General features: G+C 32.2%; 19 protein-coding genes. 12 read left to right on the top strand and 7 right to left on the bottom strand.

The annotated features are described in order from the left end of the window. The first annotated feature begins 111 nt into the window (after positions 1-111). From ACKTTC_RS00480 to ACKTTC_RS00470, 3 genes are read left to right on the top strand one after another with little or no spacing between them, the layout of a single operon-like run. A complete protein-coding gene (locus ACKTTC_RS00480) occupies positions 112-1,332 on the top strand; it encodes a type IX secretion system plug protein (protein ID WP_408037298.1) in 1,221 nt (406 codons plus the stop codon). A gap of 49 nt (positions 1,333-1,381) precedes the next feature. Continuing rightward, positions 1,382-1,768, top strand: a complete 387-nt coding sequence (apaG, locus tag ACKTTC_RS00475) for a Co2+/Mg2+ efflux protein ApaG (protein WP_408037297.1) — start codon at positions 1,382-1,384, stop codon at positions 1,766-1,768. After that, positions 1,769-2,887, top strand: a complete 1,119-nt coding sequence (locus ACKTTC_RS00470; RefSeq protein ID WP_408037296.1) for a DUF3667 domain-containing protein — start codon at positions 1,769-1,771, stop codon at positions 2,885-2,887. Here ACKTTC_RS00470 and ACKTTC_RS00465 read toward each other — a convergent pair. Next, positions 2,824-3,582: an NRDE family protein gene (locus ACKTTC_RS00465; RefSeq protein ID WP_408037295.1), complete on the bottom strand. Its 759-nt coding sequence runs from the start codon at positions 3,580-3,582 to the stop codon at positions 2,824-2,826. The two genes, ACKTTC_RS00470 and ACKTTC_RS00465, sit on opposite strands and share 64 nt — an antisense overlap. A gap of 130 nt (positions 3,583-3,712) precedes the next feature. Here ACKTTC_RS00465 and pruA point away from each other — a divergent pair, with 130 nt between their 5' ends. From pruA to ACKTTC_RS00450, 3 genes are all read left to right on the top strand, one after another. Further along, positions 3,713-5,338: an L-glutamate gamma-semialdehyde dehydrogenase gene (pruA, locus tag ACKTTC_RS00460; protein WP_408037294.1), complete on the top strand. Its 1,626-nt coding sequence runs from the start codon at positions 3,713-3,715 to the stop codon at positions 5,336-5,338. Positions 5,339-5,480: 142 nt separating this feature from the next. Beyond that, positions 5,481-7,112, top strand: a complete 1,632-nt coding sequence (locus ACKTTC_RS00455) for a DUF1800 family protein (RefSeq protein ID WP_408037293.1) — start codon at positions 5,481-5,483, stop codon at positions 7,110-7,112. A 24-nt stretch (positions 7,113-7,136) separates the two neighbouring features. After that, positions 7,137-8,774 (top strand): DUF1501 domain-containing protein, encoded by a 1,638-nt coding sequence (locus tag ACKTTC_RS00450; protein WP_408037292.1) that lies wholly within the window; start codon positions 7,137-7,139, stop codon positions 8,772-8,774. Between the two features lie 81 nt (positions 8,775-8,855). On the opposite strand, the gene rsmG is transcribed toward ACKTTC_RS00450, so the two are convergent. Next, positions 8,856-9,485, bottom strand: coding sequence for a 16S rRNA (guanine(527)-N(7))-methyltransferase RsmG (rsmG, locus tag ACKTTC_RS00445; RefSeq protein WP_408037291.1), 630 nt, complete (start codon positions 9,483-9,485; stop codon positions 8,856-8,858). Positions 9,486-9,637: 152 nt separating this feature from the next. Then, a complete protein-coding gene (locus tag ACKTTC_RS00440; RefSeq protein ID WP_408037290.1) occupies positions 9,638-10,111 on the bottom strand; it encodes a hypothetical protein in 474 nt (157 codons plus the stop codon). Positions 10,112-10,459: 348 nt separating this feature from the next. Here ACKTTC_RS00440 and ACKTTC_RS00435 point away from each other — a divergent pair, with 348 nt between their 5' ends. Next, on the top strand, positions 10,460-11,551 hold the full coding sequence (locus tag ACKTTC_RS00435) for a fatty acid desaturase family protein (RefSeq protein WP_408037289.1): 1,092 nt from the start codon (positions 10,460-10,462) through the stop codon (positions 11,549-11,551). 12 nt (positions 11,552-11,563) lie between these two features. Continuing rightward, positions 11,564-12,754 carry a pyridoxal phosphate-dependent aminotransferase gene (locus ACKTTC_RS00430; protein ID WP_408037287.1) on the top strand — a complete coding sequence of 397 codons (1,191 nt, stop codon included), beginning with the start codon at positions 11,564-11,566 and terminating at the stop codon, positions 12,752-12,754. 20 nt (positions 12,755-12,774) lie between these two features. Here the strand turns inward: ACKTTC_RS00430 and ACKTTC_RS00425 are convergent, their stop codons facing one another. Continuing rightward, positions 12,775-13,254 carry a retropepsin-like aspartic protease gene (locus tag ACKTTC_RS00425; protein WP_408037285.1) on the bottom strand — a complete coding sequence of 160 codons (480 nt, stop codon included), beginning with the start codon at positions 13,252-13,254 and terminating at the stop codon, positions 12,775-12,777. Between the two features lie 128 nt (positions 13,255-13,382). Here ACKTTC_RS00425 and ACKTTC_RS00420 point away from each other — a divergent pair, with 128 nt between their 5' ends. The 3 genes from ACKTTC_RS00420 (at position 13,383) to ACKTTC_RS00410 (ending at position 15,176) form a co-directional block, all read left to right on the top strand. Further along, the gene (locus ACKTTC_RS00420) at positions 13,383-14,147 is read left to right on the top strand and encodes a TatD family hydrolase (protein WP_408037284.1); all 765 of its coding nucleotides are present in this window, start codon (positions 13,383-13,385) and stop codon (positions 14,145-14,147) included. A 112-nt stretch (positions 14,148-14,259) separates the two neighbouring features. Then, positions 14,260-14,700 (top strand): doxx family protein, encoded by a 441-nt coding sequence (locus tag ACKTTC_RS00415; RefSeq protein WP_408037283.1) that lies wholly within the window; start codon positions 14,260-14,262, stop codon positions 14,698-14,700. 2 nt (positions 14,701-14,702) lie between these two features. Then, positions 14,703-15,176, top strand: coding sequence for a methylated-DNA--[protein]-cysteine S-methyltransferase (locus ACKTTC_RS00410; RefSeq protein WP_408037345.1), 474 nt, complete (start codon positions 14,703-14,705; stop codon positions 15,174-15,176). On the opposite strand, the gene ACKTTC_RS00405 is transcribed toward ACKTTC_RS00410, so the two are convergent. Further along, positions 15,173-15,619 (bottom strand): nucleoside deaminase, encoded by a 447-nt coding sequence (locus ACKTTC_RS00405; protein WP_408037282.1) that lies wholly within the window; start codon positions 15,617-15,619, stop codon positions 15,173-15,175. The two genes, ACKTTC_RS00410 and ACKTTC_RS00405, sit on opposite strands and share 4 nt — an antisense overlap. Next, complete coding sequence (locus tag ACKTTC_RS00400; RefSeq protein ID WP_408037281.1) at positions 15,616-16,176, bottom strand: MOSC domain-containing protein; 561 nt, start codon at positions 16,174-16,176, stop codon at positions 15,616-15,618. Before ACKTTC_RS00400 ends, ACKTTC_RS00405 begins: the two co-directional genes overlap by 4 nt. Positions 16,177-16,245: 69 nt before the next feature. Between ACKTTC_RS00400 and ACKTTC_RS00395 the strand changes: the two genes are divergently transcribed. Next, the gene (locus tag ACKTTC_RS00395; protein WP_408037344.1) at positions 16,246-17,001 is read left to right on the top strand and encodes a UDP-2,3-diacylglucosamine diphosphatase; all 756 of its coding nucleotides are present in this window, start codon (positions 16,246-16,248) and stop codon (positions 16,999-17,001) included. 54 nt (positions 17,002-17,055) lie between these two features. On the opposite strand, the gene ACKTTC_RS00390 is transcribed toward ACKTTC_RS00395, so the two are convergent. Beyond that, entirely contained in the window at positions 17,056-19,668 is a 2,613-nt protein-coding gene (locus ACKTTC_RS00390) for a TonB-dependent receptor (RefSeq protein WP_408037280.1), read from the bottom strand. Between the last annotated feature and the right edge of the window lie 190 nt (positions 19,669-19,858).

Raw genomic sequence — 19,858 nt, 5'->3', positions numbered from 1 at the left:
TTAAAAACGACATGTAGTTAATTACGACTATATCTTACAATAAGCCTCTTATTTATATTTGTTCTAAATAATTAATTGTTGTTTGGCTTACAATTTGATATTTTTGTTTTTATGATGTATAAACAATTAAGTATTTTATATTTTTTCTTCATTAGCTTACCCCTAATAAGTCAAGAGATTAAAACAGTTCAGTTACACCCTTACGGAAATGAAGCAGCGCAACCAATAGTACCTCTAGGTTCTGTTTTAGATCTTTCTTTTGATGATTTAGAAGCCGACAATAAAGATTATCAATATAAAATAGAACACATGACTTATGATTGGAAGCCTAGTAATTTACAGTCAAATCAATACATAAATGGCTTTGATCAAAACTACATCATTAACATCACAAACTCTTTTAACACCTTACAAAGCTATACGCATTATAATGTTCAAATACCCAATCAAAACACAATCATTACAAAAAGTGGTAATTATATAATTTCAGTATTAGACGACGATGATAATGTATTATTCACAAGAAGATGTGTTTTTTACGAAAACCTAACAACAGTAGGTGTAAACGTATTAAGAAGTAGAGAAACTTTAAATAATAACACAGAACAAACAGTTCAATTTATAATCAATCACCAAGGTTTATCTATCAATAATCCTTTTCAAGAAATCCAAGTACAATTATTTCAAAACAACAATTGGAATACTACTGTTACAAACATCCCGCCTTTGTTCATAAGAACAGATCGATTGATTTATAATTACACTCAAAAAACCAACTTCTTAGGAGGAAACGAGTTTCTTAATTTCGACAATAAATACATTAGAAACACCAACGTAAACATCGCAAAAACAACACGAGAAGATTTATTTCACAACTACCTCTATACAGATATAGATAGAACATACAAACCTTACACATACAACCCAGATATTAATGGAAATTTCATTATTAGAACATTAGACGCCGAAGATGAAAACACTGAAGCAGATTATGCTATGATGCATTTTTCACTTGAAGTTGACGAACCTTATAGAAATAAAGACGTTTATGTATATGGTGCTTTTAATAATTATGAGCTAACAGATAGCAATAAAATGACATATAATAGCTCTGAAAACACCTATGAAGCGTCCATTCTTTTAAAACAAGGCTTTTATAATTACATGTATGTTACCGCCAATAAAAACAAAGAAGTAAACTTAACCGAAATAAGTGGTTCTTTTTTTCAAACTGAAAATGAGTATACTGTGATTGTATATTACAAACCTTTTGGTGCTTTATTTTACAGAGCTATAGGTGTCGGAAACGGTTTTTTTAATCAAAATAGATAATCACTTCCATAAGTTGTAACATTCAATAAAAAAGATTACATTTATTATTATGTTTCAGCAAATCACAAAGGGGATCAAAATATCTGTGAAAACTGTTTATAACGGAACAATATATCGCGGTTACATGCAACATTATGCCTTTAGTTATTTCGTTACTATAAAAAACGACTCTAAAGAGACAGTTCAGTTATTAGAACGGTTTTGGGCAATTTACGACTCATTAAACGATACAGAGTACGTAGAGGGAGAAGGTGTAGTTGGACAAACCCCAGTAATAAAGCCTAATGAAGAATACAACTATCGATCGAACTGTTTTTTAATGTCTTCTATAGGAGCTATGGGTGGAAATTATAAAATGATAAACACCAAAACTTCTGAAGAATTCTTAGTAGACATCCCAACATTTCAACTAACTACAACTCCTACGCTTAATTAAATGGCTAAAAAAAATCAGCTAGTAAAAATTCTAGATGCTAATTGTTTAAACTGTGGGCATCCATTTTTTGGAAATGAAATCTTTTGTCCTAATTGTGGCCAAAAAAACAAAGGAAGTAAGATCACTGTCAAAAGTTTTATCAAAGAAGTCTTTGCCGGTTTTTTTTCTTGGGATGCTAAATTTTGGAGAACTCTAATTCCACTTTTAATCTCTCCAGGAAAAGTTTCAAAAGACTATATTGAAGGAAAAAGAAACAGATACACAAACCCTTTTCGATTTTATTTAAGCGTTTCAATTATATTCTTTTTAATCCTCGGTCTATCTGATACTTACGATAAATTTCAAGAGTTAAATAAAAAAAAGAAAGCTCAAAACACAACCGAAAATATAGCACAAGAAGCCGCTATTGATTCTTTAAAGAATGTTTTCAACGAAAAAATTGAAACTCAAAATATTCCAATCGATTCAACTACCCAAAAACAACTACTAGCTGTTTTAGACACTGTTAAAAACACCCAAAGAAACAAGTCTAAAATACCCAATCAAATTTCGTTTTTTGGAGACAGTAGTAATGTTAGAATTGACAAATTCATTTCATTCAATAGAGATCATAAAGATATAGAGATTGATGCTGCACTTGATAGCTTAGAGTATGAAAAAACATTTTTTAACCGTTTTTTATACGACAGAGCTCGACTTGCCAACACATTCTTTAAAGAAAAAGAAAAAAGAAACATGCTACTAAGCAAAGTATTATCATACAGCTCAATATCTTTATTTATCTTCCTTCCTATTTTTACGCTTGCTTTAAAGTTTTTATACATCAGAAGAAGATATACTTATGTAGAGCATTTAATCTTTGTATTCCACACACAAACTGTATTTTTCTTACTGCTTACAATATTTTTAATTGCAAGCATCATTTTAAATCCATCAACAGATTATATAGGCATATTCACCTTACTATTCTTACTATATTTATTTATAGCAATGAAAAAGTTTTACGGTCAAGGTTTCTTTAAAACCATGATTAAATATATTATGATAAACTCTGTTTATATGTTTTTAGCAATCATTGGTGCGTTATTAGTAGGCTTATCGGCTTTTGCTCTATTTTGATTTGTACGAGTTAACAAATCATTTAATACATCGTGATACTGTAAAGACACTTGTTCTTCTTCTTTTTTTACTGAAGTAACACTTACTGTCTCTACAAATTCTCTTTTCATTTTTGGAGAAACATGCGCTTCCTTAGTATCATCTAAATGAAATGAAATAATTTCAGATTGCTCGTATGCTTTTTTGTCTTTCAACCAATTAGCAAACCAATCTCTTCTCAATTGTTTCATTTCTTCAGTATATAATGTTGAGCTAGACCAAATATGTGGTTTTTCTTCAAGTTTTCTGAAATTCTTCTCTTTTCCAGTCCACACTAATTCGTAAGCATTTAAATTATCATTCCAATCTACCAATACAATTGTAAATGGCTCAATACCATTTAAGTCAAACTGCTCAATCATAGTAACAGCATTATCTGCTTTTAACAATTGCTTTACAATAACTCCTCTACTTGCCCTATAAGACGCCGCTCTCTCATGATTTTCATAACCACCATTCAACAAACAAATTAAACGATTGTTTTCGCTTAACCCTATCCAAGTACCACCTGCTAATTTATCTTTTGGATAGATTAGACTTATTCCATCTTCGTTATATTCTTTTGGAGGCAGTGTTTCTCTTTTTGGGTTTTCATCTCTATTCGATGTAAGAATAAAATCATTTCCTCCTAAAGGTAAATAGCTAACAGTACACATTCAGTTCTTTTTTAAAAGTTTAACGATTTATATAGTTGTATCTTAATAAGAAACATTACAAAAAACACCCTAAAAATCGTACATTTGCAAAACCAAAATTATCATATATAAATTCAATAAACAAACAACCATGGGAAAAGGATTTTTCAATGTACCTGTTGCAATAAATGAGCCTGTAAAAGGATACGCACCTGGTTCGCCTGAAAGAGAAACAGTTTCAAAACAATATAAAGCATATTTTAACGGAAATGTAGATGTACCAATGTACATTGGTAGCAAAGAAGTTAGAACTGGAGATACACGTACAATGACTCCTCCACATGATCATCAACATGTTGTAGGAACATACCATATTGGAGGTAAAGCACACACGGAAGAAGCTATTGCTACTGCATTAGAAGCTCGTAACCAATGGAGCCAAATGCCTTGGGAGCAAAGAGCTGCAATTTTCTTACGTGCTGCAGAATTAATCGCTGGTCCTTACCGTGCAAAAATCAATGCTGCAACCATGATTGCGCAATCTAAAACAATTCATCAAGCAGAAATTGATGCTGCTTGTGAGTTTATAGACTTTTTACGTTTTAACGTAGAGTTTATGTCAGATATCTATAGTGAGCAACCAAATTCTGATGACGGAATCTGGAATCGCGTAGAATATAGACCACTTGAAGGATTTATTTATGCAATCACTCCATTTAACTTTACTGCAATTGCTGGTAACTTACCTGCTTCTGCCGCTATGATGGGGAACACTGTTGTATGGAAGCCATCTGACAGCCAAGTATTTTCAGCAAATGTAATCATGGAAGTATTTAAAGAAGCTGGTTTACCTGACGGTGTTATTAACATGGTAATGGGAGACCCTGTTGAAATTACAAATACAGTTTTAGCTTCTCCAGATTTTGCTGGATTACACTTCACTGGTTCTACTTTTGTATTCAAAGAATTATGGAAAAAGATTGGTGAGAACATCCACAACTATAAAACATACCCAAGAATTGTAGGAGAAACTGGAGGTAAAGACTTTATCATTGCACATCCTTCTGCAAATCCAAAACAAGTTGCTACTGGAATTACAAGAGGAGCTTTTGAATTCCAAGGACAAAAATGTTCTGCTGCATCTAGGGTATATTTACCAAAATCAATGGCAGAAGAAGTTTTAGGATATGTAAAAGAAGATATCGCTTCTTTTAAAATGGGATCTCCAGAAGATATGAGTAATTTCATTACTGCTGTAATTCACGAAGGTTCTTTTGATAAATTAGCTAAATATATCGACCAAGTTAAAGAAGACGCAGATGCTGAAATCGTAGCTGGTGGTAATTACGATAAATCTAAAGGATATTTTATTCAACCAACAGTAATTTTAGCTAAAGATCCAAAATATACAACAATGTGTACTGAATTATTTGGACCTGTAGTTACAATATATGTTTATGATGACGCTGATTGGGCTGATACATTAAAATTAGTTGACGCAACTTCTGAATATGCATTAACAGGAGCTGTATTCTCTACAGATAGATACGCTATTACTGAAGCTACAAAAGCTTTAGAAAATTGCGCAGGAAACTTCTATATTAATGACAAACCAACAGGTGCCGTGGTAGGACAACAGCCATTTGGTGGAGCAAGAGCTTCTGGAACAAATGACAAAGCTGGTTCTGCTCAAAACTTATTACGTTGGGTATCTCCAAGGTTAATTAAAGAAACTTTTGTTTCTCCATCTGATTACAGATATCCTTTCTTAGGTTAAATTAACATAGATTAAAAAATAAAAAAGGCTGAAAATAACTTCGGCCTTTTTTCGTTTTCAGGGAAAATGTTTTCTATTTTTACGAAGAACCCTCTAAGTTAAAAAGCATTGAAAACTAACAACATATACATTTCCCCTAAAAATGAACTTAGATCAACACACTCAAACTTTAGGTTTACGTAAAGCCAAACATTTATTACGTAGAACCTCTTTTGATTACTCTAAAGAAACATTATCTGCCTTTGCTTTACTTACACCAGAACAAGCATTTGATAAACTCATAGAAGACCAACCAAATTTATGGTCTGAACCTTACGACCCAAGACCAGAAGGAAATCCAGATGGAAACTGGACCTCTTCTACACAAGATCCCAGATCTTTTAGTAGCCAACCCAGAAAAAGAAGAATCATAACTTCTTGGTGGTGGTATAATGGAATGCAACAAAATTCTCTAAAACAGAAACTAACCTTTTTTTTACACACCTCTTTCACAGTATCTAAAGATGACGGATCAGGTGCCGCAACGCACTTTTACGATCATTTACGTTTATTAGAACACTACGCCTTTGGAAATATTAAAACTTTATCAAAGAAAATCACCTTTGATAATTCCATGTTAGATTATTTAGACAACACACAGAACAACGCGAATAATCCTAATGAAAATTATTCCAGAGAATTTTTAGAATTATTTACCATTCTAAAAGCAGAACAAGTGGGCAGTGGAGATTATACTAACTACACTGAAATAGATGTACAACAGGCGGCTAAAGTTTTTTCTGGGATTAAAATTAAAACAAACCGACAACTCGTAGACTCGGACACTAATTTACCCAAAGGAGAAATTAACATCAATAAACATGATAAAAACGACAAAACTTTCAGTCACGCTTTCGACAATACTGTAATTACTGGGAGCGATACTGAAGAAGGCATTTTACAAGAATTGGACGACTTTGTAGAAATGGTTTTTAGCAAAGAAGCAACTGCAATTTCTTTCACTAGAAAACTATATAGATATTTCGTAAAAAGCGAATGGGAAGCAGATATAGAAGAAAATATTATAAAACCATTAGCTTTAGAATTAAAAGATAATAATTACGAGATTTTGCCAACAGTAAAAAAACTACTTACCTCACAACATTTCTACGATTCTGACGACACTAACGAAAGCGATGAAATAATAGGTAGCATTGTAAAAAGTCCGTTACAATTATTAAACGAAGTAATTTCATTTTTTAAACTAGACATTCCACATCCACTTACACAAGCAGACTACTTTTATAAATTCTTTAATTTCATACATAGTTTTTATTTAAACACCGCTGGAATGACGTTATGGGCACCAGATTCTGTAGCAGGTTACCCTGCTCACTACCAAAGTCCAGATTTTGATCGTCACTGGTTTTCTTCCAATACTGTTTTAGGTCGTTACAAACTCATTGAAAGCCTTCTATCTGGAAGAAATAAAATCAGAAATAATGCTAGAATTCATGCAGAATTAGACATTCCTACTTTCATAAAGGAAAACATGAGTCAACCTTCATTGGCAACAGAATTAATTACTGAGCTTGCTGATTATTTATATTCTGAACCAATTAGCGATGAACGCAAAACTTATTTTGCAGAAAACTTACTCGAAGGCTTCCCTGATTATTACTGGACGAATGCTTGGCTTGGATACGAAGGCTCAAACGACGATACTGTTGTAAAACCTCGTTTAAACGCACTGATAACACAAATGGTTAACGCGCCAGAATTCCAATTAATGTAATACTAATCCCCTAAAACAAACCCCATGAAAAGAAGAAATTTTATAAAACTAGCGAGTACCACATCTGCTTTGGGATTATTACCATTTGAATTAAAAGCCTTACTTAAAACCATCGATTTAGATGTAGTAGATTGCGGAGACGTTTCTAACAGAAAATTGGTATTAGTAAATCTAGTAGGAGGAAATGACGGTTTAAATACAACAATTCCAATTAATGGTTACGATACATATGCAAACCTAAGGCCAACAGTGAGAATTCCTGATGCTGGTTCTAGTCGTTTCATCAAATTAGACACTACATTAGCAGACGAACAACAATTAGGGTTACACCCCGCCTTAACAGGATTCAAATCCTTATATGACGAAGGTCAACTACGAATTTTACAAGCTGTTGGATACCCTTCTCAAAACAAAAGTCATTTTGCTTCAAAAGACATTTATTCTACAGGAAATGATGGAAACAACTGGCTAAACGGTAAAAGCTCTGGATGGACTGGCCGCTTTATGGAAAAGTTTTATACAGAAGAATTAGAAGCGGCTTATCCTTTAGGTGTACAAATAGGCTCTAGTAAAACAGAATTAGGTTTTCATGGCGCAGAAGAACATGGACTCTCTATAAATATTACAGGACAAGATCCCGCTGGGTTCTTCACTGAAATTAGCGGTTTAGGTGGTGAGGCGCCAACAAACATTCCCATGTCTCATTTTGGAGATGAATTGAAATATATTATCGATGTAAACAAAACCTCTAACAAATTCTCTAAGTCTATTTCCGATGCTTTTAATAACGGAACAAATGCTGCTACTTATGAAGACAATAATTTATCAAATCAATTAAAAACTGTTGCTCGATTAATTAGCGGAGGTTTACAATCCAAAGTCTATCTAGTAAGTATTGGAGGTTTTGACACTCATAACAATCAAATTCAAGGACAAGCAGATATTAAAGGGAAACACTACGATTTATTAAGTGAAGTTTCTTCTGCTGTAACAACCTTTGTAAAAGATTTAAACGAACAATCATTAGGTGACGATGTAGTTGGGTTAACGTATTCTGAATTTGGTAGAAAAGCAAAAGAAAATGGAAACTTTGGAACAGACCATGGAGAAATTGCTCCTATGTTTGTATTTGGAAAACCTGTTAACGGAGGAGTTTCTGGAACCAATGTAGATTTATCTGAAGCTACTTCTGATAACAACTATCAATTAGAAACCATTCAATTTGATTACCGACAAACAATCACCACTTTATTACAAGATTTCTTAGGAGCTTCTGATACCGTTATTGATCATACTTTTTTTAATTATTCAACCAATGAAAGTTTTGTTAACGCCAAAATCGAAAGAGTCATAAAAAGCTCATATTCTATTTCTAAAGGATGTATTGCTGATCCTGCAGAAAACATTAACCCAGAAATTAAAAAGAACTGGTTTGTATATCCAAATCCATTCACTACACAACTTAATTTGAATTCTTTAAAAGAATTTACTGGTGTATATTATAAGTTGTATGACAACAGCGGAAAACTAGTTACCCATGGTTCAAAAGAAGTAGTTAATAATGGTGTTTTAATTGAAGTACCGAAACTTCCTTCAGGTTTGTATTTTTTACAAATAGAAAGTGGAGGTCGTACTGAAAGTCATAAAGTATTTAGATTATAATCTACTACTGTACAACAAAAAAAGGAAGTCTGTTTTTAGTTAACAAACTTCCTTTTTTATTATTAATTCTTTTAATTCTACTTACCCTTTATATTTAACTGGCAAGTGTACTACTTTTTTAGTTTCGAAAAATGATTCTTCATAATAATCAACTAAATCATAAATAGTTGCACTAGGGAATTTTGCTAATTCTTCTGTTAAATCTCCTCCTTTTAAATACAAAATCCCATTTTTTAATTCATGATTTTGTTTTTTCTGAACTTTATCTTTTATCCAACGATGAAAAGTTTCCATCTGAGCTACTGCTCTACTCACTATAAAATCATAAGTTTCTTTTACTTCTTCAACTCTTCCGTGTGTAGTTTTTACATTCTTTAAACCTAGTCCTTCAACAACTTCGTTCACTACTTTAATTTTCTTCCCTATAGAATCTACCAAGTGAAAATTCGTTTCTGGAAATAAAATAGCTAGCGGAATTCCTGGAAATCCTCCTCCAGTTCCAACATCCATCACATTTGTATTTGGTTGAAATTGCATTACTTTAGCAATACCTAGCGAGTGCAAAACATGACGTAAATACAACTCATCTATATCTTTTCTAGAAACAACATTCACTTTTAAATTCCAATCTTCATACAAATCTTGCAATGCAGCGAATTTCTCTATTTGATCCTCTGTTAAGTCTGGAAAGTATTTCTTTATTATTTGCATACTATTTTCATTTCAAAGGCAAAAATAATAACAATTATTCATTAATACCTCTTACAACCTTATAAACACTTAGCAAAAAAATATGCCTGATAACAACATTTTAAAGTTTGTTATCAGGCATTATAAATTTTCTTCTTAGTTACAAAAACTATTTAGAATTTCTCTCCTCTAAAACTACCATTCGTTATAGTAGCTGTATTATCTCCTACTGTAACAGTTCCTGAAAATGTTCCTTCAAAATAATCTCCAGAAACTGAAGTTACCGTAACAGTTCCAGAATTTGCGAAATTGAAATCAAACCCTAAAGATTCAGAGGTAAAAGATATTTTATGTGGAGAACCATTTAAAATATTGCTATTCACCTCAAAAGTTCCAACCTCTATGTCTAATGGAAACCAAATCCCCATTCCTGTATCTCCAGGATCCGTTAAAGCTGGTCCATTATTTCCATTCAATGTAATAGCATTAGATTCAGCTGTAATAATATTTACAAACTCATAATCTACGCCATTTACTGTAAATCGAATATACGTTCCAGAATCTGGAGTGTCTCCATCTCCTGAACTACAAGATTGGAATACAAAAACAAAAGACAATGCGATAAAAAGTGTTTTAAAAACCTTCATAGCTTATATAAAATTTAAATTAATTGAGATTACAATTCAATAATGCCTTCTTAGCTATTTCATAAATAGCGGCTTAGACAATCACGATCATTTTTTTGAGAAGTCTATAACAATTTATCTTCTCTTTTCCTTTAACATTTACGCAAAGGTAACAAAAAAAGCGACCTTGCTAAATTATTTTTATTGGCATTTTTAATACAAAATGTTCAGTTTTTAAAATAAAATCGACCCTATATAAACATATGAAAAAGTTAAAGATTGGTATTATTTAATAATTCTCGTTAAAAACTTACGTTATCAGGTAAACATGAACGAAAAACGTTTATTTTTACCTCTTTAATTTATAGTATGAAAACAATTAAATTTTCTAGAATAGATAAAACCAAATTCTTTAGAACGTTGAATAAAAGAGTAAACGAATATTTTAAAGAAAACAATATTAAGCGTACAGGTAATTGGAAATTATATATAAAAGCAATTATTATGTTCGCACTTTTCCTAACTCCTTTTGTAATAATCCTTACCGTAGACATGCCGCAATGGTTACAATTATTATTAACTATTGTCATAGGAATTGGAATGGCAGGAGTTGGAATGAATGTAATGCACGACAGTAATCATGAATCTTTCTCTAGTAGAAAATGGGTAAATGATTTAATGGGAAGCAGTATTTATATTTTAGCCGGTAATGTATACAACTGGAAAGTACAACACAATGTACTACACCATACATATACAAACATTCAAGATCACGATGAAGATATTGATGCTGGTAGAATTATACGTTTTTCTGAACATGCAAAATGGTTCCCAATTCATAAATATCAAAAGTATTATTCTCCTATTTTATACGGATTATTAACTATTAATTGGGCAATTACTACCGATTTTAAACAAATGCACAGCTATTTAAAAAGAAAATTATCTTACGGTAAGTTTCCGAATCCAAAAGTAGAATGGACAAAGCTTATTATTTCTAAAATTATATACTACGCTATGTGGATTGTATTACCAATTATGGTATTAAACATTGCTTGGTGGAAAGTATTAATAGGTTTCTTTGTTATGCACTATACTGCTGGTATTATTTTAAGTTTTGTTTTTCAATTAGCACATGTTGTTCCTAAAACAGAGATGCCTTTGCCAGATGAAAATGGAAACATGAAAAATACGTGGGCAATTCACCAATTGTACACAACTTCTAATTTTGCACCTAAAAACTGGTTGGTAAATTTCTACACTGGAGGTTTAAATCATCAAGTAGAGCACCATATTTTCCCACATATTTCTCATATACACTATAAGAAAATAGCTAAGATTGTAAAGGAAACAGCTAAAGAATTTAACCTTCCTTATCACGAATATAAAACTACAAGAAAAGCACTTTTAGAACACTTAAGGCATATTGCCGAACTTGGAAAAAAACCGCAACTAGCATAATCAACAAAAAAAATGTCTGAAGCATTATCTAACAGAATTAACAGTTTACCTATTTCGCAAACTTTAGCAATGGCAGCTAAAGCTAGAGAATTAAAAAATCAAGGAAAAGACATCATTAGCTTAAGCTTAGGAGAACCTGATTTTAACACACCTGATTTTATTAAAGACGCAGCTATTGAAGCTATTAACCAGAACTATAACTCATACACTCCTGTAGATGGTTATGTTGAATTAAAAGAAGCTATTTGCACCAAATTTAAACGTGACAACAACTTAGATTATCAACCAAATCAAATTGTTGTTTCTACTGGAGCAAAGCAATCTATTGCAAATGTTGCACAGGTATTATTAAATCCTGGAGATGAAGTTTTACTTCCTGCTCCATATTGGGTTAGTTATTCTGCTATTGCAACATTATGTGAAGCTAAATTTGTAGAGATTCCTTCTTCTATAGACACTGATTTTAAAATTACACCAGAGCAATTAGAAGCTGCAATTACGCCAAAAACAAAAATGGTGTTTTTCAACTCTCCGAACAATCCTAGTGGAAGTATTTATAGCGAAGAAGAATACAGAGCTTTAGCAAAAGTTTTAGAAGCACATCCACAAATCTTCATTCTTTCTGATGAAATTTACGAGCACATTAACTACGGTGTAAAACCATTTAGTTTTGCTGCTATCGAAAGCATGTATGATAGAACAATTACTGTAAATGGTTTAGCGAAAGCATTTGCGATGACTGGTTGGAGAATTGGTTTCATTGGTGCTCCACAATGGATTGCAAAAGCTTGTACTAAAATGCAAGGACAAATTACTTCTGGAACCAATTGTATTGCACAACGTGCTGCTATTACGGCTGTATTGGCATCTCCTCATAAAGTACAATATATGGTAGACGAGTTTAAATCTCGTAGAGATTTAGTATTAGAATTATTAGGAAAAATAGAAGGATTTAAGTTGAATGTTCCTGAAGGAGCTTTTTATATTTTCCCAGACATTTCTGCTTTCTTTGGAAAGACAATTAAAGGAAAAGAGATAAAAGACGCTAATGATTTCTCTATGCTATTATTAGAAGAAGCAAACGTAGCAACAGTTACCGGACAAGCATTTGGTGCTCCAAACTGCATTAGAATGTCTTATGCAGCTTCTGAACTACAATTACGTGAAGCTATTAAACGTATTAGAGAAGTTTTAATAGATTAGAAAAATTAATTGAATTTATATTAAAAAGGCAACGACATTGTTCGTTGCTTTTTCTTTTTCACCTTTTTTAGATACAGTACTTTTTTGTCGTAGTCGATAAAAGCTTTTCCTTTTTCCAATACATCTGCTCCAATAATTCCATGTACTTCTTTTGCTTTATGCTGTGTTAAAGCCGTATTTACATGTGTTAGATCAAATAATACCAAATCGCAACTTGGTAATTTCCAATCACCAATTTTTAAATAATTATCAGTAGAAATATAAGTTTCCATATCTGTAGCACCTGCTCCTGCAGCTTTTACTTCACTCTCTTCCGAAGTTAATTTGAATTGCTCAGTTAAGTTTAATCCTACACAAGAGTTAGACGCGCCTGTATCTAAAATGAACACACCTTTCACTCCATTAATCTTAGCAGATAACTCCAAATGATTCGTAATCATTTTCTTCAACTTTATTCGAACGTATTTCTTTTTTCGCAATACTTTTTTCAAACTTGCCATTTCTCGTACTTTTGCATCCGAAAACAAAAATACGTTATTACAAACGAAGGGAAAGCAACAAGCAAAACTTTCAGTCTAAAAACTAGAAAACTTTAACTTTTAAGCTTCCTATTTTACATTAGAAAGAAATGATTACCGATACACATACACACTTATACTCAGAACAATTTGATGAAGACAGAGCAGAAATGATACAAAGAGCTAAAGATGCTGGTGTTTCTCGTTTCTTTATTCCTGCTATAGACAGTTCTTACACAGAAAGAATGCTTGATTTAGAACAAAATTATCCAGATGATGTATTTTTAATGATGGGATTACACCCAACTTCTGTAAAAGAGAATTACAAAGAAGAATTAGCTCATGTAAAAGAGTGGATTGACAAACGTAATTTTTACGCTATTGGTGAAATTGGTATTGACTTATATTGGGACAAAACCTTCTTGCAACAACAACAAGAAGCGTTTAAAACTCAAATTCAATGGGCAAAAGAAAAAAAACTTCCTATTGTAATCCATTGTAGAGAAGCTTTTGATGAAATTTTTGAGGTATTAGAAAGCGAAAAAGGAGATGATTTATTTGGAATTTTTCACTGTTTTACTGGAACATTAGAACAAGCCCAAAAAGCTATTTCTTATAACATGAAATTAGGTATTGGTGGTGTAGCTACTTTTAAAAATGGGAAGATTGATAAATTTTTAAATGATATTGATTTACAACATATAGTTTTAGAAACTGACTCTCCATATTTAGCTCCAACTCCTTATAGAGGAAAACGTAATGAAAGTAGTTATATAGAAAAAGTAGCCGGAAAATTAGTAGATATTTACGGTAAACCTTTTGAAGAAATAGCTGCAATTACAACACAAAACTCAAAAGAGGTATTCTCTGTTTAAATAATCAACACTTTAATAATTAACTTCTTATTTATAAGGATTCTTTCAAATAAAATTCTGAAATTACAGCCAGTTTTAACAAAAACATTGTCAACACTAAACCTAAAGTACTTTGTTTACTAAAATACGTAAGTTTCAATTTTCAGAACACAGAGTATTAGCTACACTTATAGGTATTGTTTACTTATGGTTTGGAGCTCTTAAAATATTCCCACAACTAAGTCCAGCTGAGGAAATTGCTTTCGACGTAGTTCGTTGGTTAACTTTTGGCACGCTTCCAAAACAAATAGCTATATACCTTCTAGGTGTTGGAGAAATACTTATTGGACTTGCACTTATTTTCTTTTCTAACAGAAAAATAGTTTACCAAATTGCACTAGCGCATATGTTCTGTACTTTTCTTCCTTTATTTATTTTTCCTGAAAAGTCTTTTGTACATTTTCCTTTTGCTTTCTCATTAGTAGGACAATATATTTTCAAAAACATTATCATTGTAGGAATTTTACTAATTTTATTAAACAGCACATCTAAACCTGAAAAATTATTCAATTGAATATAGAAACTACATACTATACATCTCCTATTGGAAATCTCGAAATAAAAGGAACCAACAATGAAATTCATTCTATTTATTTTATTGATGATAATTTAGCTCCAATAGAAGTAAAATCTAAAGAATTACAAAAATGCGTTTCTCAATTAGATGAATATTTTGCCGGTACTCGTAAAGAATTCGAATTACGTTTATCACCTAAAGGCACAGAATTTCAAGGAAGAGTTTGGAATGAATTATTAAATGTTCCGTTTGGAAAAACTAGAAGCTACCTGCATCAAACAAAACAATTAGGAGACGTAAAAGCTATTAGGGCTGTAGCATCTGCTAATGGAAAAAATCCGATTTCAATTATTATTCCTTGTCATAGAATTATTGGCTCAGATGGTTCTTTAACAGGCTATGCTGGAGGTGTTTGGCGTAAAAAATGGTTATTAGAACATGAAAGCGGAAGTAAACAACAAACTTTATTTTAGTTTAAATTTCTCTTTTCTATAAAGAATTTTTTAAGGATTTGACCGCATTCTTCTTCTAGAACACCCGCTACAACTTTTGTCTTTGGATGCAACTTTGTTCCCATAACACTAAAACCTAATTTTGGTTCACTAGCGCCATACACAATCTTTCCGATTTGTGTCCAATAACTAGCACCTGCGCACATTTGACAAGGTTCTAATGTAACATACAACACACAATCTTTTAAATACTTCCCTCCTAAAAAATCTGCAGCAGAAGTAAACGCTTGCATCTCTGCATGCGCAGTTACATCATTTAGTCGTTCTGTTAAATTATGTGCTCTTGCAATAATTTGATTTTTAAATACAATTACAGCTCCCACAGGTACTTCACCTTTTTCATAGGCTTGTTGTGCCTCCTGTAGTGCTTTTTTCATAAAATATACATCGTCAAAAGGATTCATAAAGAAAGTTTACTTTTTCGTTTTATTGAATATATTTCAGCAATTGTAGGTTGTGATGCATCTCTTTTAAGCAGCTCAAAGACATCTCCTTTTTTTACAGTTCCTGTTTGCAATACTTTAAAATACACTCCACTCTTGGTCGTATTCCAAAATTGTTTTATTACTTGCATATCTTTAAATCGAACACCCAATTTCATACAAGGTTGACGTGGCTTTGTAACTTCCAACACTACTTCTCCAACCTTAAAAACATCTCCTTTATGAATTTCTGTTTCCTCTAAATCAGACATGGTTAAATTTTCACCAAACATTCCTAATTCCCAATCCAAATCTGGATATAACTTTTTAAAATAGTCGTAATGCTTTTCAGAAAAAGCGTACACTGCCTGATCTACACCTCCATGATGTTTTCGATCGCAAATAACATCATCTTTAACAGTTTCTATATCTAAAAAAATAGGATGCTCTACTGGATATTTATAGATTCCTGTTACTACTTTTTTACCTTTCCAATCTATTTCTGTTCGTTCTCCTATGTTAGTAGCTACAATTTTCATATTCGCGTCTTTTTACAAAGTTAGCTAAATAAAATAGTTATTTTTACCAAAATTTTCAGTTTGATTTTAATAGATATCCCAGCAAATAAAAAGGTTTATTTTGCTTCTGACCAACATTTAGGAGCTCCCACAAAAGAAAAGAGTTTTCCCAGAGAACAAAAGTTTGTACAGTGGTTAAATGAAGTTAAAGAAGATGCAGCAGCAATCTTTTTATTAGGAGATTTATTCGACTTTTGGTTTGAATACAAAACAGTAGTTCCTAAAGGTTTTGTACGTGTTTTAGGTAAACTAGCTGAAATACGTGATAGCGGCATTCCTATTTATTTCTTTGTAGGAAATCATGACTTATGGATGCGTGATTATTTTGAAACAGAATTAAACATACCTGTATATCATTCATCTCAAATATTCTCTATTAACAACAAACGATTCTTCATTGGACACGGAGACGGTTTAGGTCCTCATGATTTAGGATACAAGAGAATGAAAAAAGTTTTCACTTTTCCTTTATTTCAATGGCTATTTCGTTGGTTACACCCAGATTTAGGTGTAAAACTAGGACAATACATGTCTGTTAAAAATAAAATGATTTCTGGTGACGAAGATTTTAAGTTTTTAGGAGAAGAAAAAGAATGGTTAGTACAATATTGTTATCGAAAATTATCACAAGAGCACTATGATTTCTTTGTGTTTGGACATCGTCATTTACCTTTAGATATCCAATTAAATGAAAATAGCAAATACTATAATCTTGGAGATTGGGTGCATTATTTTACCTATGGTATTTTTGATGGAGACACTTTCATATTAGAAAAATATGAATAAAAAAAGACGCTGTATAACTACAACGTCTTTCCAATATTTTGTTTTTATGCTTTTTTAAAATGTAAAAGTTAAACCTCCTCTAAAAGTAGTTCCATTAAATCCAAACTGATTTACTTCCCAAGGATATCTAAAACGCCCTCCTAAATCAGTAACAACATCTCCTTTTGTATCAATTTCATCAGGAAAAACATCAAATAAATTATTGATTGTTACATTAAGTGATACAAAATCAGAGAACTTATAGCCTAACCCTAAATCAGTAACTACCTTACCACTAAATGTTTGGTCTTTTAAAGGATCTGTAGCATGTTGCCAAGTAACCTCTCCAAAGAATGTATTATTAAGACTCGCATTAAAATTCCCTACTTCATAATTCCCTCCGAATAAGAATTTTGTATTAGGACGCGCGCTTATAATTCTAGATTGTTCTTTTCTATTAAAAATTGCATTTTTATAATTCGATAGTTGTGTTGGTGTCGCAACCTCTCCTTCTAACTCTGTTTTATTAATGTTCAATGCTAAATTAAAACCAAGTTTACCAGTTCCTAGCGGTATATTTCTATAACGCATTGTATAATCGAATCCTTGTGTTATTGTATTTACTGCATTGATAAAAAACTTGATACTTGTCACTTGGTTTGCATCTAAAATTTGCTGTACCGCAGCATTTACATTTCCATCATCATCTGTTCCACCTATCTCTCCAGTAAATAATACTCTATCATCTACTCTTACATTGTAATAATCTAACGAAATTGTAAAGTTTCTTGAAGCTTTAATCGTTAAACCAGCAGATATATTTTGAGATGTTTCCGCAAATAAAGGCGCTACACCTAAATCTCTAATCACCTGACTTACATTATTAAACGTACCTTGATTAGATATCGTTCCTCCAGACACTAATGTTTGTACATTACTTAAATATACTTGATGTAAAGATGGCGCTCTAAAACCTGTACTATACGAACCTCTTAACACCCCTGCTTCTCCTAATTTATAACGTGAATTTATTTTCCATGAAGTGTTTCCTCCAAAGTCTGAATAGTTTTCATAACGCACTGCTCCTCCAATTAAGAAATCTTCAGAAATATCCCAATCTAAAGTACCATAAACTCCTACATTAGTTCTTGTTTCATTTAAAGCATTACTTGGTTGTAAACCAGGAAATGATTGTGCTCCTCCGTTAATATAAGATGCTTCTTCCCCTTCGGTAACTTCAAAACGCTCTTGTCTTGCTTCAACTCCTAAACCAATACTAATATTCTCACCAAATTGTCTGTTTACATCAAAATTTCCAATAATATTACTAAAACCATAAGCTCCAGCATCAAAACTTGTTGGACTATTAGCCCCTAAGCCTACATTAATTGTATTTCCAATCGTGTAATCAACTGTATTTCCTCCATACGTAGCACTTAAGTCAGCATTAAAACCACCTAATCTAAATTTACTACCCGCAGTAAATAAAATATCTTGAATATTCGTCTCAAATGTTGGTTGGAAACCATTGTAAGTTTCTCCTGGAGGTGTTAGTAACCCAAAGTCATCTGTAATCCAATAAGGCGTTCTATACAATGCAAAACTTTTCCCTTTTCTATAATCAAATCCTCCAAAAGCGTATAATTCAACATCTTCATTTAGTTCATACGCTCCATTAATAAATAAATCCCCTTTAGTCATTTCTGGCTGACCAATAATCATTCCTAAAGCAGGATTATCTCTTGTCCATTGGTTATCTACACCAAATAAATCATCTTTTCCAGGCTCTCCTGCTCTATTTGTATAATCTTGATGATATCCACTTAAAGTGGCATTTAAAAACCCTTTCTCTCCAACAGCAAATGTATGATTCACATCTACACCTCCGTTAAATCCGTCTCCAACTTTAGTAATTCCCGAATAAGCATTCACCTGTGTATATTCTACATCTTTTTTCAAGATAATATTTACAACACCTGCCACGGCATCTGAACCGTATTGTGCAGAAGCTCCGTCACGTAATACTTCTACTCTTTCTATTGCAGCCGTAGGAATACTTTTCATATCTGTACCTACTTCTCCTTTACCAGGTGTATCGTTTACATATACTAAAGCACTTTGATTCTTACGTTTTCCATTTACTAACACTAAAGTTCTACTTGGACCTAAACCACGTAAATCTGCAGGATCAAAGTGCGCTGTAGCATCTGACACCGTTTGATTACTGGAATTATAAGAAGGTACTGCATACGTTAATGCTTGATCGATACTAGGCTGTCCTGTTGCTTGTAATTCAGCAAGGCCAATATTATCTATAGGCACTGCAGAATCTAAAATTGTTCTAGGCTTAGATCGGTTACCTGTTAATACAATTTCCTCTAATACATCGTTCGCATCTGACAATGTTACATTTATTGTTTGCCCTGCAGAAACATTTTTTTCAATAGTAGTAAACCCTATAGAAGAAAAAACAATTACCGAAGGGCTTTTCTTTAAAGTCAGTACAAATTCCCCCAAATCGTTTGTTGTTGTTCCGTTAGTAGTTCCTTTCTCAATAACATTTACAAACGGAATACCTTCTCCGGCGACATCCGTTACCTTTCCTTTTACAGACTGCGCAAAAATCCCCATTGAAAACAGGCAAAAACTCAATCCTAATAGTTTCGTTAAATGTTTTATTTTCCTCATAGTAGTTATGGTTTTGGTTAATTTATATTTAACAAAAATTAGAATTATACTCAACAAATGCAATAAATATGTTAATTTTCATAAAATAAATTCTTAATTTTTTATTACTACTTTATTTTAAAAATCATTTTAACATTTTTTTTTCAGTTTCACCTCACTAATCTTTAACCTACTTTTAACAAGAAAAAAA

The organism is Tenacibaculum amylolyticum, from assembly GCF_964511145.1.
GTDB lineage: Bacteria > Bacteroidota > Bacteroidia > Flavobacteriales > Flavobacteriaceae > Polaribacter > Polaribacter amylolyticum.
The sequence above is the reverse complement of the archived record's forward strand: the minus strand, read 5'-3'. Positions and strand labels throughout refer to the sequence as shown.

Excerpts from the sequence above, each read along its gene's own strand:
- ACKTTC_RS00480 (WP_408037298.1), top strand. The coding sequence starts at position 112 with ATGATGTATAAACAATTAAGTATTTTATATTTTTTCTTCATTAGCTTA.
- apaG (WP_408037297.1), top strand. The coding sequence starts at position 1,382 with ATGTTTCAGCAAATCACAAAGGGGATCAAAATATCTGTGAAAACTGTT.
- ACKTTC_RS00470 (WP_408037296.1), top strand. The coding sequence starts at position 1,769 with ATGGCTAAAAAAAATCAGCTAGTAAAAATTCTAGATGCTAATTGTTTA.
- ACKTTC_RS00465 (WP_408037295.1), bottom strand. The coding sequence starts at position 3,582 with ATGTGTACTGTTAGCTATTTACCTTTAGGAGGAAATGATTTTATTCTT.
- pruA (WP_408037294.1), top strand. The coding sequence starts at position 3,713 with ATGGGAAAAGGATTTTTCAATGTACCTGTTGCAATAAATGAGCCTGTA.
- ACKTTC_RS00455 (WP_408037293.1), top strand. The coding sequence starts at position 5,481 with ATGAACTTAGATCAACACACTCAAACTTTAGGTTTACGTAAAGCCAAA.
- ACKTTC_RS00450 (WP_408037292.1), top strand. The coding sequence starts at position 7,137 with ATGAAAAGAAGAAATTTTATAAAACTAGCGAGTACCACATCTGCTTTG.
- rsmG (WP_408037291.1), bottom strand. The coding sequence starts at position 9,485 with ATGCAAATAATAAAGAAATACTTTCCAGACTTAACAGAGGATCAAATA.
- ACKTTC_RS00440 (WP_408037290.1), bottom strand. The coding sequence starts at position 10,111 with ATGAAGGTTTTTAAAACACTTTTTATCGCATTGTCTTTTGTTTTTGTA.
- ACKTTC_RS00435 (WP_408037289.1), top strand. The coding sequence starts at position 10,460 with ATGAAAACAATTAAATTTTCTAGAATAGATAAAACCAAATTCTTTAGA.
- ACKTTC_RS00430 (WP_408037287.1), top strand. The coding sequence starts at position 11,564 with ATGTCTGAAGCATTATCTAACAGAATTAACAGTTTACCTATTTCGCAA.
- ACKTTC_RS00425 (WP_408037285.1), bottom strand. The coding sequence starts at position 13,254 with ATGGCAAGTTTGAAAAAAGTATTGCGAAAAAAGAAATACGTTCGAATA.
- ACKTTC_RS00420 (WP_408037284.1), top strand. The coding sequence starts at position 13,383 with ATGATTACCGATACACATACACACTTATACTCAGAACAATTTGATGAA.
- ACKTTC_RS00405 (WP_408037282.1), bottom strand. The coding sequence starts at position 15,619 with ATGAATCCTTTTGACGATGTATATTTTATGAAAAAAGCACTACAGGAG.
- ACKTTC_RS00400 (WP_408037281.1), bottom strand. The coding sequence starts at position 16,176 with ATGAAAATTGTAGCTACTAACATAGGAGAACGAACAGAAATAGATTGG.
- ACKTTC_RS00390 (WP_408037280.1), bottom strand. The coding sequence starts at position 19,668 with ATGAGGAAAATAAAACATTTAACGAAACTATTAGGATTGAGTTTTTGC.